Raw genomic sequence first — 14,979 nt, 5'->3', positions numbered from 1 at the left:
GAGACAGGTTGGAGTGGAGGGAAAAGAAAGCCACTTTAATCTGTCGAATTATTCCGTAAATTTTGATTGACAAAAAAATCTTTTTATGCTATAATTTACATATAAACATATTCCGTATATACTAAGGTTCTCCTGGCCAGGGGAATCTTATTTTTGTTTGTACGGGAGGGTGAAATATGAAGCAAAATGAGTCCAGCATTACATCCTTGATTTCGGCTTTTGGCCGAGCCTATCACTGCCAATACGATACACCTCTTATTTTCGATGATTATATCGCCAAAGCGCTGATGACGCCTCAAGAGTTTTCGGATATTCGCGAGAATATGATTCAAGGCATCCATTTTTTCAACCCGAACATGGCTCATCATCTCAAGGACGACCCGGATAAAATTTTAAAATGGATTACTCAGGTGCAGTTGTCTCCAATAACGCTGGCTCGGACCGCCTACTGTGAGCATGTGTTGTTGCATGAAGTCGCGTTCGGATTGAAGCAGATTGTCATTCTTGGCGCGGGGATGGATACATTTGCTTTGAGGCATCCGGAACTGGAGGATACGCTGGAACTATTTGAAGTGGACTATCCGGCTACACAGCAATTCAAGCGGGAGCGTCTGGACCAGGCCAAGCTGGTCATACCGGGCAATCTTCATTTCGTGCCAATGGATTTTACCCGTGAGCCCTCGTATGAACGTTTGACTGAAGAAGGCTTGAAGAAGCAAAAGACGATGGTCAGTCTGCTGGGTGTTTCGTATTATTTGACCAAAACAGATCTGTCTAACTTGCTCCGGCATATATTTTCGGATTTTCCAACGGGAAGCTCCATTGTGCTGGATTATGCAGATGAGCATCTCTTTGATGAAAAAGGAAGGTTTAACCGGGTTGAAAATATGGTTAAAATGGCTGCAATGGGAGGCGAGCCGATGCAATCCTGTTTCGCTTACGAGGAGATGGAGCGATTGTTGGCGGATGTGGGACTTCTCATCTATGAGCATCTATCGCCGGAAGACATACAGGCTCGTTATTTCAGTAATCGTACAGATGACTTGTCCGCCTTCGAAACAAACCATTTTATCCATGCGGTAAAAAAATAAAATCCTATTCCTGATGTGATTATCACAGAACAGGATCTGAATAAGAGAGGGATGTCCCATAGTCATGAATATGACGGGGCATCCCTTTTTAGCGTTAGTACTGTTTATCGAACCGAGCGCGTGTTATTAGCGCCAATAACGCATATCTGCGGTTGAACGAATCCAGAAGACGTTACTTCCGAAACCTATCCAAATTGGGCTTGATGCAATCGGCTATATGAGCCCTGACGCGCCAGAAGTTCATCATGGCTGCCTTGTTCGGCTACGCCGCCGTTCTCCACAACCACAATGCGATCCGCGTGTCTGATCGTTGCGAGTCGATGGGCGATAATCAGCGTTGTACGTCCTTGTGCAAGCTCGGATAAAGCCAGCTGAATGGCGGCTTCCGTTTCGGTATCGAGTGCAGAAGTCGCTTCATCCAGAATGAGGATCGGCGGATTTTTTAGTATCATGCGAGCAATAGATAGACGTTGCTTCTGTCCGCCAGACAATTTAACGCCTCGTTCACCGATTAGAGTATCGAGTCCTTCCGGTTGGGATTGGACGAGCTCCTCCAATTGGGCCCGGCGGATGGCTTGCCAGATTTCTTCATCCGGTGCATTTAGTTTCCCATAGGCAATATTCTCGCGGATCGATCCGTCAAACAGGAAAATATCCTGCTGCACAATCCCGATATGAGAGCGCAGTGACTCCAGCGTCATATCTTTTACCGGAATCCCGTCAATGGAGATATGCCCCGCATCCACATCGTAAAAGCGTGGAATGAGACTGCATAGTGTGGATTTGCCTGCACCCGAAGGACCAACCAGCGCAACCGTTTGTCCTGCCTGAATCTCCAGATTAACCTGATCCAACGTAGGTTTGTGTTCCCCATATGCAAATGTGACGTTATGGAAGGCGATGTCGCCTTTCACATGCGGGATGGGTTTGGCCTGTAGTGTATCATCCACATCAGGCTCAGCTTCCAGCAGTTCCAGGTAACGTCTGAAACCGGCGATGCCTTTGGGATAGGTTTCGATGACGGAATTGATCTGCTGAATCGGTCCAAGAAACACATTGGATAACATGACGAAGGCGATAAATTCCCCGTAGGTCATGCTGCCCTGAATCACAAACCACGTACCGCATACCAGGACAAACAGTGAGACAAATTTCATCAGAATGAAGCTGAGCGAGGAATTCCACGCCATAATCCGGTAGGTGATCAGTTTGGTCAGGCGGAAGCGTTCATTATTTTCCACAAAACGTTTCACTTCATGCTTTTCATTGGCAAAGGCCTGTACTACACGAATTCCGCTGACATTGTTCTCTACGCGTGCGTTATAATCTGCAATATCCGCAAACATGCGTTTGAACGCTTTGGACATTTTGCGGCTGAAATAGAGGGACAGGAAGATCATCAGCGGCACGATGATGAAGGTCATTACAGCCAGTTGCCAGTTGATACCCAGCATAATGCCGAAGGCTCCAGCTAACGTCATCAGGGCAATGAACAGGTCCTCGGGTCCATGATGCGCAATCTCGCCAATATCCATCAAATCGTTGGTCATGCGAGAGACGAGGTGCCCTGTCTTGTTGTTATCAAAAAAGCGGAAGGATTGCTTCTGCACACGCTGGAACAGCTCCCGCCGCATATCGGATTCGATGTTAATGCCCAGCTTATGTCCCCAGTAGGTGACTGCATAATGGAAAAAGGAACTGAGCAGGTAGATGCCCAGTAATCCGGCACAGGCTGCTAATATCATGGACCAGTTGCCTGCGGGAAGCAGCTGGTCGACAACTTTGTTTACAGCCAAGGGGAACGCAAGCTCCAGCAGCGCAGCCAGAATTGCACAGGAGAAGTCCAATATAAAGAGTCCCCGATAAGGACGATAATAAGCCATGAAACGGCGAAGCATATGTAAATCCTCCTTTCTTATAACGCAAAAGCCCAGGCAGGCTGATCGGCCTGTCCGGGCGTCACGTTCGATCTTAAGAAATGAATATCGAATCTATCCTCTTATTTACGATTTTGCTGTGCGCGTTCTACGATCATATCGGCAAATTCTTCAGCCTGACCTTGAATTGCAATCGGGTCGAAGTACCAGTAACGGTCTTCCAGTAATTCGTATACCTGATTGTTTTTTACTGCCGGGAGCGATTGCCAGATGGAGTCGCCTTGGTAATTTTTATTGTTCTCCCCTACGGTCAGGAAAATATGGTCTCCAGCATAATCACCAACGACTTCACGTGAAATCTCTTTCCACTGGGTATCACCCATCAGTTCTTTCTTGGTGATTTCGAGTGGTGCAAGTTGCAAAGCACGATAAACGGCCTGTCCACCGCGACCAAAGTTGTCTCCATAACCATAGTAGCTCTTGTCTGATACTTCGAGGATCGAGAAGGTTTCCTCCGGTTTAATGACTGCTTTTACTTTGGCACGAGCCGCTTCAATTCGTTCGTCGTACGTTTTCAGCCAGGCTTCGGCTTCTTCGGATTTGTTCATGAGTTCTCCAAACCCCCGAATTTCATCCTCTACATTCGTAAATGTACCGTAGGGAATGACCACAGTAGGTGCGATTTTTTGATAGCTCTCAATTTCTTCGGCTTGGTCAGAGTAGGTAATAATCAGATCCGGGTCCAACGCAATCACCTTCTCCAGGGATACAGCACCCCGATCACCAATACTTTCTATGCCCTCCACCTGATCTGCATAGAACGGGTTTTCCAAATAATATTGAACAGCACCAACGGGTTTCACCCCTAGTGCAAGCAGATCACTTACGTACATATCCGTAACAATTCGTTTCGGTTCAGCCGGGATTTCAACATCTCCACTTAATGACTTGTAGATCCGCGTAGCCTTCAAATTGCCTGAACCGGACGAAGAGTCGGTGTCTGTTTCGGTCGAACCTGTTGTCGATTCTGAACCCGCCGCTGTTGGTTCCGTTGTGCCCGAACCCGTACCACTGTTACAGGCAGCCAGGATCATGAGGATGGCGAGCATAAGCAGCAAGCCGGAAAAGCGTTTTTTTGCAGCAAACATATGATTGTTCCCCCTATGTGTAATCAATAATGATTATTATTCTCATTAATAACATAGAGGATGACGTGATATTTGTACATGGACATCTATGATGACTAGTGCATGGACAGATGTGATGTCAGTTTATGCATGATGTGCTGTAATTGCTCCATAACCGAGATGGGGTCGAATCCATAAAACATATTTGAGTCAATTTCGTACAGTCGCCCTTCCCGGACAGCACTCAAGGCGTTCCAGGACTCCTGAGCGAACAGCTTGTCCACAGCATGCTGCTCCGACGATTCCCTGGCATAGTCAATAAAAATATGATCTGCCGCATACAGATGAATCTCTGCTAACGGAACATGAATGTAACCTGTGAGCAGCTGGCCATCCTTCTCCATGCGTGCAGGAGGGGTGAAGCCCAGCGAGTGATACAAAATATGAGAAGCTCTGCCCCATCCGTGACCGTAGATGTACGCCCCACTCTCACCAATCATGAATATGCATACGGCTGAACCACGTTCACCCATCATCTGATCCAGTGTACGATTGGCCTCCTGCTGAAGCGTATCATAACGGTCTAATAGCGCACGAGCTTTCTTTTCCAATCCCGTGATACGTCCCAAATGAATGAATTGTTCCTGCCAGTCGAGTTCCTCGAAGGGCATCAAAATGGTGGGTGCAATCTGCCGTAATTTATCCATGCCCGAATGAGGTGCATAACCAAGAATGACATCAGGATGAGTGTCTGCGATTAGATCCGTATGATTAATAAGTTCATGTTCAGAATATTGTATGAATGGTTCTGCCCCGTATTCAACTACTTTTGCTTCCATCCAATCCCCGACGGCACCCATATGAGGGATATGGCCCAGTGCGAGCAAGGACGCAGTATAGTTGTAAGTAAGACTTACGATTTTTTTTGGCGTTTTCCGATAGAGTGTCGGTGCGCAACCAACCGTTTGCTTAAATTTCCGACTTAAATAAAAGGTGTCTCTGTATCCTGTCAACTGCGCGAGCTCCTGCAATGTCGGATTAGCAAAAAGCAGCTTTTCCTGGGCAATTCGAATTCTCAGCCGGGTAACATACTCCACAAACGTAAGTCCGGTATGCTTTTTAAATTCTCGTGAAAAATGCTCTGGACTCACATTCACCTCTCTTGCTAATTGCTCCCGGGTAAGGGGATAGGCAACCATCTCATGAATGTGTGCAATCACAAGATCGAGCCACGAATGGTCTTCATGAGCCAATTGCACAGCATGATCACGTAAAGTATCCAGCAGCTGATAGAACAACGCATGGGGTTTGAACGGACCGGACTCCTTGCTTTGCGAACAGGCCAGAACGAGATCAGAGACCAGTTCGATAATGACGCGACTCGAAATGGCAGCAGGAGGTCCAAATGGCCAGAGAGTTTGTTCGTTATCAGCAGGATCAAAGGCAATGGCGATGCCCTGAACCGGCGATAGTGAACCGCGTTTGCTTTCATGTTGAAGTAAAGTCCCCGCCTGACGCATGACAGCCGAGCCGCTATTAACCATCAAATGTCCATGATCACTAATCAGCCTTGCCTGACCCGAGGTAATGACATAGAGAACATGCTTATTGCTCCAGAGTTCATCTATACGAGAGTAAGATTCGTGATCATGGAGCCGAGCCAGGTGACACAGTCTAAACATCGCGGGAGGAACAGTGCTGATTTCCTGCAAGCGCCCAGCTTGGAGCTGGGACGATTTATGAAAGTTTGGAACCAGATTGTTCATAACTTAACGGACTCCTTATAGTGAATTGAACTAATATGCAGTATAATACCACAAAGGCATGTTGTAGGTACCCAAATCATTCCTTTCACATATTTCCGTGGAAAATGGATAAAGAGGTTGAAATCGCTATCAACTCCGACTATAATGAAAATGTCGAAACGTTTCAATCTATGGTTTACAGGCGTATTCATTGTGATTTATAATGAATTCTTCCTCTAGTCCAATATTGAAATAAGGTCTCTCGACCAAGTTATATTTACAATTAAAGGGTATAAGATTCAGCAGTGATGCTTAAAAGACGTGAAGAGAGATTTTTTTTGGAAATACCTCGAAACGTTTCGATGAATCGGGAGTGGATGTAACTTCCGTTGGACAATGAATAGAGATGAGTGGTTGTTGCAACCATGTACAGTATAAAATGATAGGTAACAAGAAAGTTAGAAGGAGCGAACGTGGAATGGCAACGATTAAGGATGTGGCAAAGCTGGCAGGCGTGGCGCTCTCAACCGCTTCCTATGCACTCAATGGGGACAGCAAGGTAAGTGCCAAGACCAAGGCAAAAGTGCTGGCGGCAGCACGGGAATTGAATTATCGCAAAAACGGCTTTGCCATGGACCTGAAGCGGAGCCGAACGAACACAATTGCGTTGATTCTTACAGATCTGTCGGGTCCGTATTACTCCGAATTGATTCGGAGCGTACAGGACGTAGCGCTGGCTAACGGATATGATCTGATTGCTTGCAGCTCTATGGGAGGTCGCGACTCCACAGCGGTTCGTTTCTTGCAAGAAAAAAGAGTGGATGGCGCTATTATCCTGGCTCATAACATCCATGATGATACCCTGGTGGAATCTGCCGGGGGGCGTTTCCCAATCATTGTGATGGATCGGCAGTTGTCGAGTGATCATCTGGTCAACGTGCTGGTGGATGGGGAACAAGGTGGTTACCTGGCTACACGACACCTCATTCAGAAGGGGCATAAGACCATCGCCTATATCAGTGGGCCATCCAATTCTTATGATAATGCTCTGCGTTATCAAGGATATTTGCGAGCCATGCAGGAGGCTGGCCTTGAAGAGAAGTCCAAATGGCGTCTAAGCGGTAACTTTGTACGTGAGGGCGGATATAGTGCAACCAAGATGATGGTTATGCAGGGCGAGCTACCATCTGCCGTATTTTACGGGAATGATGAAATGGCGATTGGTGGACTGAAGGCATTTGAAGAGAGCGGAATATCCGTACCGAATGACATTTCGGTTATCGGATTTGATGATATTCAACTGTCCGAATATGTTCATCCTCCGCTTACAACAGTGCGGCAGCCCAAGCACGAAGCGGGTTCATTGGCAGGGCATTTGCTCTTCCAGATGCTGAATGGAGAAGCAGTGAATCCATCGTACACATTAACCATTGATCTGGTTGAGCGTGAATCTGTGCGATCGCTGCAGGTAGAGTCAGGAATTCAGCCGGCCTAAAATGTGATTTGTCGGTAGGGAATGCGGCTTGAGTCACTGTTTTTGATGGGCTAGAAGTTTTGAATGGAGAGTTGAATGATGGGGATCACCGTCCGAATGGGCCAGCAAAGGCCATTTCGCAGAGGACCCCTATTCTTTTTCAGATGTATCGAAACGTTTCGATTTTATACCAATTGAAGGAGTGAGTAGTATGACAACGATGATTAATGAACCAATCCGGCTGACTGCCGGGGATTTATCCTTTACCTTTTTGAACAGTGGGGACTTGTATCAGGCCAAGTCTGGTACGACCATGTTGAATCAGTTGCTCAGCAACCAGATTGATGGATCTTTGAATAACCTGTACCTGCGTGTACATGAGGGAGAGAACATCCACTCGTTCCCATTGCTCGGTGTGCGTTCGAACAGCAAAGTGATTACAAGCAAAGCGCAATCCGGCAATCAACTGATCTGGAAAGGTACAGTACAGCTTGAAGGTAATGAACAAGGCATTGGCTATCAGGTTGTGTTTACAGCTACAACGCAAGGCGTCTGGTTCTGGGATGTGAAGCTCACAGGACAACAACATAACGTTGACGTGGTATATGGACAGGATGTAGGTCTTGCTGATCCAGGTGCCGTACGCAGCAATGAAGCCTATCTGTCACAGTATATTGACCATACGGTGTTCGAAGATGAAGCGAAGGGATATGTGGTATGTTCCCGTCAAAACCAGCCTCAGGGCGGTGCTTTCCCTTACATGCAACAAGGTTCTCTGACCAAGGCAGTGGGTTACTCCACAGACGGATTCCAATTCTTTGGTCTGTCTTACAAGGAAACGAACCAGCCTGAGAGCCTGAGCCATAATACCCTGGCAAATGAGACGTACCAGTATGAATTTGCCTATACAGCATTGCAATCGGAGAGCGTAAACTTGGACGGGGAAGCCCGAGTGGTCTTCTACGGACTGGCCAAAGCAGATCATCCAGCCGGAATCTCTACACTGGAATTTGGGGATGAAGTGAATGCAGCATGGAACGAAGTACAAGCATTGACTGCTCAGCATGGCGAGACATTGGAACAGGTGAAACTGTCATCCTTCTTGGGTGAACCGCTTGCTGCACTTGATTTGACACAAGATGAGATTAATGAGCTGTTCCCTGATCGTCATCAGGAAGAGCATAGCGGTGACTCGCTGTTGTCCTTCTTTACGGACAGCTATGAACATATCGTATTGAAAGCGAAAGAATTGCTCGTAGAGCGTCCGCACGGCCATATTCTGATGAGTGGCGGCAACGTACAGCTTGGTGCACCAGTGATTACGACAACGTCGTATATGTATGGTATTTTCAACTCACAGCTCGTTATTGGTAATACCAATTTTAATAAAATGATCAGTAATGCCCGCAACGCATTGAACGTGCCGAAGACGGCTGGGCAACGCATTTATGTGGAAATGGACGGACAATATCGTCTGCTGACCATGCCTTCTCTGTTCGAAATCGGCTTCAACTATGTACGCTGGATCTATAAAACCGAGTCCGATACCATTATCGTGACCAACTACACCGGGGCACACACGACCGAAGTAAGCATGAACGTACGCTCGACAAGTGGAAAAGCATATCGCTATCTGGTAACCAACCAGATTACGATGAATGTCAATGAATACGAGTATCCACTGCATATGACGCAGGATGGCAATACGCTGATCTTCAAGGCTGATTCGCAAGCGATTAGTGCCGGAACGTATCCAGACCTGCAATACCGCATGTCGGTGGATGGCGCAGCCGTAAATGTTGGAGACGAAACGCTGCTGGCGAGCGGTATCCGCAGTGGGTCTGCATCGTTGGTTACACTTAGCCTGGAAGAGAGTGCAGAATGGACACTGAAGGTACAAGGGGTATTGGAAGGTCAGGCAAACGAGTCAGACGGCTCTGTCGCAGCAGGCTCCAGCCTTACATTTGAAGAGGAAGTGCAGGCGTACCGCGAATTCTTCGCAGGCGTAATGAACGGTTTCCGTTTGTCTCGTGGTGAGGGTCAAAGTGCAGAGGATCTGTTCAAAGTGAACGCGCTGGCTTGGTGGTACACACATAACATGCTGGTTCACTACTCCGTACCTCACGGATTGGAGCAGTATGGCGGCGCGGCATGGGGCACTCGGGATGTATGCCAAGGTCCGGTTGAATACTTCATGGCAACGCAAAAATACGAGCAAGTTCGGGATATCATCAAAATGGTGTATACCCACCAATATGAAGATGATGGCAACTGGCCGCAATGGTTCATGTTTGATAAGTATTTTGCCATTCAGCAGGAAGAGAGCCATGGTGACATCATCGTATGGCCGCTGAAAGTGTTGGCGGATTATCTGACAGCGACTCGCGACTATGCGATTCTGGATGAGAAAGTGCCGTATACCGTGAAGCACAGCTTTGGATTCACGGAAGAAACGGCAACTGTACTCGACCACGCGAAAAAAGAGATCGAATATATCCGCTCACACTTCCTTCACGACACATTCCTGTCTTCCTACGGGGATGGGGACTGGGATGATACGCTCCAGCCAGCCAATGCACAGCTCAAACAATACATGGTGAGCAGCTGGACCGTTGCATTGACGTATCAGTCTGTAAATGTGCTTGCACAGGCACTGCAGCATAAGGACGCAGCATTTGCACAGGAGCTGGACGTTCTGGCTCAAGGTATCCGTGAAGACTTTAATCGTTACATGCTGGGTACAGATGTGATTCCAGGTTTCGTATACATGGAAGAAGCGGATCAGGCGAAGCTGATGCTTCACCCAACAGACACAGAGACAGGCATTCAATACCGCCTTCTGCCGATGACACGCAGCATGATCGGTGAATTGCTGAATGCAGAACAGGCAGAATCGCATTATGCACTGATTCGTGAGCAGTTCCTGTGCCCGGATGGGGTACGTCTGATGAATCGCCCAGCTCAATATGCAGGCGGTGTGAGCAGTCACTTCAAGCGGGCAGAGCAGGCGTCCAACTTCGGTCGCGAGATCGGTTTGCAGTATGTACACGCTCATATCCGTTACGTTGAAGCGATGGCGAAGCTCGGCAAGACAGATCAGGTGTGGAATGGTCTCGCCATGATTAACCCGGTTGGCATCGGCGAAGTTGTACCTAATGCGGAGATTCGTCAGGCGAATGCGTATTTCAGCAGTTCTGACGGCAAGTTCAACACGCGGTACGAGGCTCAGGAGCATTTTGATCAACTACGCAAAGGAACGGTGCAGGTAAAGGGTGGATGGAGAATCTACTCCAGCGGTCCTGGAATCTACATGAACCAACTGATCTCGAACGCACTCGGCATTCGTCAGGAAGGCGGAGATCTGGTGATTGACCCGGTATTGCCGGCTGAGCTGGATGGCATGCAATTCGAATTTGAATATGCAGGCGAGCCGGTAACGTTTATCTATCATCTGAACGAAGGTTCGGTTAACCGTGTAACGGTAAACGGAAAGGACATCCGCACCGAGCAAACGGCGAATCGCTACCGTCAGGGTGGAGCCCGTATCTCGCTGGATGAGTTCAAACAAGCGCGTAGTGCTTCTGAGCGTGCGATTGTTGAAATTTATATGTAAATTCAATACAAGCTCGATGTTTCACTAGAGTGGAAGGTCATCCTCCCTAACAGGGAAGGGTGACCTTTTGTTATTGTGGCTTTTTTAGTTGATCAATCGGTAGGTTGGGGGACGGTTACGATACGAATATTCATTCTAACGCAAAGGAACGGCCAGCAACGTGTGCAACAATGCATTATGGCGGATATGCTTCGTAACATAGCCTTCGCCCTCCAGCCAGCTGCACAGCTCGTCCAGCAGTGGGAAATGACGTTCCCTTATCGTGTGCAGTTGGTCCTCATGACCTGCTGCCTCAGCCTGTTGGATATACGTCTGGCGGTGAGTTGCATCCACAAACATCAGGTCTGTCAGGCAGATCCGTCCACGTGCAGTTAACACTCGCTGCATCTCCTGTAACGCCAACTGCTGCTGGTCTGAGCTTAGATGATGGAAGGCAAAGCTGGATACGACAAAATCGAAGGACTGGTCGGCAAAAGGCAGCGCCAGAAAGTTGCCAAGCTTCACATGCATCTCTGGATATTTGGTGCGGCATGTACGCAGCATCTCCCGGGATTGATCGATGGCGGTCATCGCTGCGCCGCGCTCTAACAGTTTGCCAGCCAGATTGCCCGTGCCTGTTCCAATGTCCAGCCCCTTCTCACCGGGCACAGGAGATATCCAGCTTGCTGTCTGCTCCAGCGCTTCGTCATAGTTGTCATATATATTGAACGGCCTTGCACCTACTCCTGAATCTAACCCTAATCCTGTATCTTCTGAATACGTTGTAACGCTGTTTAGCTTGTGTACTATCCAGCTATTCTTATCAATACGAACTTCATCACCGTTATGATCTGGCTCGCCTTCTTGATCCGGCTCATCTGTTGCTCGCATGGCTCCGGGTTTCGAATCATTTCTGACCTTCGATGCAGTTTGTCCGGGCATACGGCCATCCTCCGCCTGTACTCGTTGATCATGGATAGCCGCCTGGGTGTCGTAGTTCCAGCGATCATGCCAGTTCTGCCGGGCTTCCCTGAGGCGACGCGCACTGTCTGCAAGATCATGGAGATGGCTGACGTCCAGCGGCCCGTCCTGGCGGTTCAGATCAATCATGCGCTGGGTTGTATCCAGCATGCGTTTGAGTTCGACCCACTGGGCATACATGACCGCCTGCTGTAACTCCAGATATTCTTCCAGCCGCTGCTGATTGCCTTGATCAATCTCGCCGAGGGCTTGGGTGATATCCTGAAGCGACATCCCGATCTCACGCAGCGCTGCAATGGTTTGCAGCCGCCAGATGTCATTCTCGGTGTATGTGCGATACCCGTTAGTTGTCTGTTTAGCGGGGGAAATCAGTCCTTTTTCCTCATAAAAGCGAATGGCTCTCGCCGATATGCCGAGTCTGTCAGCGGCTTCCTTAATGTTCATCATGTACACCTCCTTATCGAATCAGTATATTATCGATTTAGTATAAAGGATGACGTTACGGAAAGGTTAGCATTAATTTCAATCCACAGCGTGAAATTTTAGTCCGGCCTGAGGCTATGCTACAATATAAAACAAAGGAGCATGTGCATCAGATTTCATGTACATCTGCATATCGCTCAATATGAAACGAATAGCCACAATATTACCGAAAGCTGCTTCGCGCAGCATTTTTGACTATTGCACGAAAGGTTGAATTTTTATGCTTACCAGCCATACATTTACCATTCGTCCATCCGAGATCAAGGATGCAGGCCAACTCATGGAGCTGGACGCCATGGTATGGGATAAACATACCTCTCCGGCGCCATTGCAGTGGCGATCCAGACAGCAATATTTGCAGCACTGTCCTCCCGGCAGTCAGTTGATTGCCGTTCAGGGAGAGCGGGTATGTGGTTATGTGGGCTTTCATCCGGCGACAGGCATGCCTGTCAACCGTCATGTATACGAAATTCATATCGCGGTGCATCCCCATGACCGTCGCTGTGGTATGGCTACGGCCTTGATGGATGCCATGAAGCAGCATGCTCATGAACATGGGATCAGCAAACTTAGGTTGCGGGTGTTATCCAGCAATCCGGGAGCGATTGCGTTTTATACACAGTGCGGATTCGTGACGGAAGGCAGATTGGTGTCGGAATTTTATATTGCAGGCCAATATGTGGACGATATTCTGATGAGTTATTTTATACAGAGAAAAGGATAGGGTTTATCTGTTGAAGGAGGAATAGCAATGGACATGGGACTTCAGGGTAAAAAGGCGCTGGTGCTTGCATCCAGTCGAGGACTGGGCAAAGCGGTAGCCGCTCAATTGGCGGCAGAAGGCGCTGATGTCATGCTCGCCAGCCGGAGCGAAGAGAAGCTTGCAGCGGTGAAGCAGGAGCTGCTGGCGCTTGGTGGTGGCGGACGTGTCGAATATTGTGCAACGGATGTGACACGCAAGGAAGATATTGATGCTCTGATCCGCAAGACAGGCGAACGATTTGGGCAGATTGATATTCTGGTGAACAATTCAGGTGGCCCGCCTTCAGGAACATTCGAGTCATTGACGGATGAAGACTGGGAACGCGCATTTGAATTAAATGTACTTAGCTATGTCAGACTGATTCGTGGTGCACTTCCTTACATGAAGGAGAATGGCGGACATATCGTGAACATTGCTTCAACTTCCGTAAAACAGCCGATTCCCGGTCTGATCTTGTCCAATACGTTCCGTACGGGTGTCTTTGGATTGGCGAAGACCTTATCACAGGAACTTGCGCCATATGGCATTTTGATCAACACGGTAGCGCCTGGTCGGATCGGAACCGATCGGATACGGGAATTGGATGCAGCGCGTGCAGAGCAGAACGGAATAAGTGAGGAAGAGGTTGCCGAACAATTCCGTAAGGATATTCCACTGGGACGTTATGGTCAACCCGAGGAGTTTGCCAAAGCGGTCGTATTCCTCTTATCAGGAGCAAATACGTACATTACCGGTACATCTCTTGTGGTGGATGGTGGCATGGTGCGTGCACTCTAAGGAAGAAGCCTGATTTAAAGATTCCAAGTTATACGGATGCATCAATATGAAAATAGGATAAAGATAAAGCCCCTCCTATCCACGTACTGTGGAGAAGGAGGGGCTTTGAGTTGATTCATGCATTGGGAGGAAAAAGCCCCTCACCTATGTCTGGAAATCTCACAGGTATGGGGCATATCACTGTTCTCCGTAGGATGTAATTCCAATTATGTAAGTCTGATTAGCGTAAAAGTTCCCATTCATGCTGCAGCATGCCATATACCGCATGGTTAACATAGCCCTTGGGAAGCTTCTCAGCCTGGCGAATAACGCCCTCAAGGACAAATCCAAGGCGTTCAGGGATAGCCCGGCTCCGCTTATTGTTGGTTGCTGAACGAATCTCAACACGGTTCAGATCCAGTGTAACCAGAGCGTAATCCACCAGAACGCGACATGCACTGGTCATCAAGCCTTGGCCTTCAAAACCTTTGCCAAGCCAGTATCCAATGCTGACAGAGCGGTTGGTCCAGTTAATTTCGTGGAAGCCAATGACGCCTGCAAGATCGCCTTTCAGCCATACACCTGCGGTGAAGCCGCCGTTCTCGGCTCCCTGTTTCAACGCATTTGTAATGAAGTTTGAAGTGTGCTCAATCTCGGTCACATGGTCCACCCACGGTAACCAATGTCTCAACTGATCCCGCGAGCGGTCTGTGAGTTCGAACAACGGTTTGGTGTGTTCCATGGCAAGTGGGCGGAGTTCGGTATATTCATCCAATGAATAGGTAAACATGAGTGCAACCTTCTTTCTTTGAAATAATGGATTATCGGGAATTTTTCGGTAGCTTGCGCTCCAATGCAAACAGGTCTTCTTCCATCGAGGCCATGCGTTGATTCACCGTAGAACGTGCGTCACTCAGTGCCTGATTATATATGTAGGGAGCCAATTGGGTCATGAATAGATCCAGCATACCCCATGCTGCCAGATCGCCAAGTTCTTCGCCGCGTTCCTCTTCGAAATACGACTGGATGGTGCGTATGGCTTCATCCTGTTGTTCTTTGCTCAGTTTTAGCGCGTTCAATGGGAAACCCT

Annotated in this window: 11 protein-coding genes; 5 read left to right on the top strand and 6 right to left on the bottom strand. The window is 48.3% G+C overall.

Annotation, left to right across the window (positions count from 1 at the left end; translation table 11 throughout):
• Nucleotides 1–176 precede the first annotated feature (176 nt).
• A complete protein-coding gene (locus JNUCC31_RS12020) occupies nt 177–1,091 on the top strand; it encodes a class I SAM-dependent methyltransferase (protein ID WP_192271372.1) in 915 nt (304 codons plus the stop codon).
• Between the two features lie 185 nt (nt 1,092–1,276).
• Here the strand turns inward: JNUCC31_RS12020 and JNUCC31_RS12015 are convergent, their stop codons facing one another.
• From JNUCC31_RS12015 to JNUCC31_RS12005, 3 genes are all read right to left on the bottom strand, one after another.
• Nucleotides 1,277–2,989 (bottom strand): ABC transporter ATP-binding protein, encoded by a 1,713-nt coding sequence (locus JNUCC31_RS12015; protein WP_192271370.1) that lies wholly within the window; start codon nt 2,987–2,989, stop codon nt 1,277–1,279.
• Nucleotides 2,990–3,090: 101 nt separating this feature from the next.
• On the bottom strand, nt 3,091–4,116 hold the full coding sequence (locus JNUCC31_RS12010; protein WP_192271369.1) for an iron-hydroxamate ABC transporter substrate-binding protein: 1,026 nt from the start codon (nt 4,114–4,116) through the stop codon (nt 3,091–3,093).
• A gap of 95 nt (nt 4,117–4,211) precedes the next feature.
• Entirely contained in the window at nt 4,212–5,861 is a 1,650-nt protein-coding gene (locus JNUCC31_RS12005) for an ABC transporter substrate-binding protein (protein ID WP_192271366.1), read from the bottom strand.
• Between the two features lie 457 nt (nt 5,862–6,318).
• Here JNUCC31_RS12005 and JNUCC31_RS12000 point away from each other — a divergent pair, with 457 nt between their 5' ends.
• Nucleotides 6,319–7,335, top strand: coding sequence for a LacI family DNA-binding transcriptional regulator (locus JNUCC31_RS12000; protein WP_192271364.1), 1,017 nt, complete (start codon nt 6,319–6,321; stop codon nt 7,333–7,335).
• Nucleotides 7,336–7,525: 190 nt separating this feature from the next.
• A complete protein-coding gene (locus tag JNUCC31_RS11995; RefSeq protein WP_192271362.1) occupies nt 7,526–10,927 on the top strand; it encodes a GH36-type glycosyl hydrolase domain-containing protein in 3,402 nt (1,133 codons plus the stop codon).
• Nucleotides 10,928–11,062: 135 nt separating this feature from the next.
• Here the strand turns inward: JNUCC31_RS11995 and JNUCC31_RS11990 are convergent, their stop codons facing one another.
• Nucleotides 11,063–12,334: a methyltransferase domain-containing protein gene (locus JNUCC31_RS11990; RefSeq protein ID WP_192271360.1), complete on the bottom strand. Its 1,272-nt coding sequence runs from the start codon at nt 12,332–12,334 to the stop codon at nt 11,063–11,065.
• Between the two features lie 256 nt (nt 12,335–12,590).
• Here JNUCC31_RS11990 and JNUCC31_RS11985 point away from each other — a divergent pair, with 256 nt between their 5' ends.
• Both JNUCC31_RS11985 and JNUCC31_RS11980 read left to right on the top strand, forming a co-directional pair.
• Nucleotides 12,591–13,094: a GNAT family N-acetyltransferase gene (locus JNUCC31_RS11985; protein WP_192271358.1), complete on the top strand. Its 504-nt coding sequence runs from the start codon at nt 12,591–12,593 to the stop codon at nt 13,092–13,094.
• Nucleotides 13,095–13,121: 27 nt separating this feature from the next.
• Nucleotides 13,122–13,910, top strand: coding sequence for an SDR family oxidoreductase (locus tag JNUCC31_RS11980; protein WP_192271356.1), 789 nt, complete (start codon nt 13,122–13,124; stop codon nt 13,908–13,910).
• 220 nt (nt 13,911–14,130) lie between these two features.
• On the opposite strand, the gene JNUCC31_RS11975 is transcribed toward JNUCC31_RS11980, so the two are convergent.
• Together JNUCC31_RS11975 and JNUCC31_RS11970 are read right to left on the bottom strand one after the other, a co-directional pair.
• Nucleotides 14,131–14,679, bottom strand: coding sequence for a GNAT family N-acetyltransferase (locus JNUCC31_RS11975; protein ID WP_062321589.1), 549 nt, complete (start codon nt 14,677–14,679; stop codon nt 14,131–14,133).
• A 31-nt stretch (nt 14,680–14,710) separates the two neighbouring features.
• Nucleotides 14,711–14,968, bottom strand: coding sequence for a DUF2164 domain-containing protein (locus tag JNUCC31_RS11970; RefSeq protein ID WP_192271354.1), 258 nt, complete (start codon nt 14,966–14,968; stop codon nt 14,711–14,713).
• Nucleotides 14,969–14,979: the final 11 nt, after the last annotated feature.

The sequence above is a fragment of the Paenibacillus sp. JNUCC-31 genome (assembly GCF_014844075.1).
Taxonomy (GTDB): domain Bacteria; phylum Bacillota; class Bacilli; order Paenibacillales; family Paenibacillaceae; genus Paenibacillus.
This window is presented reverse-complemented; position numbering and strand designations above follow the sequence as displayed.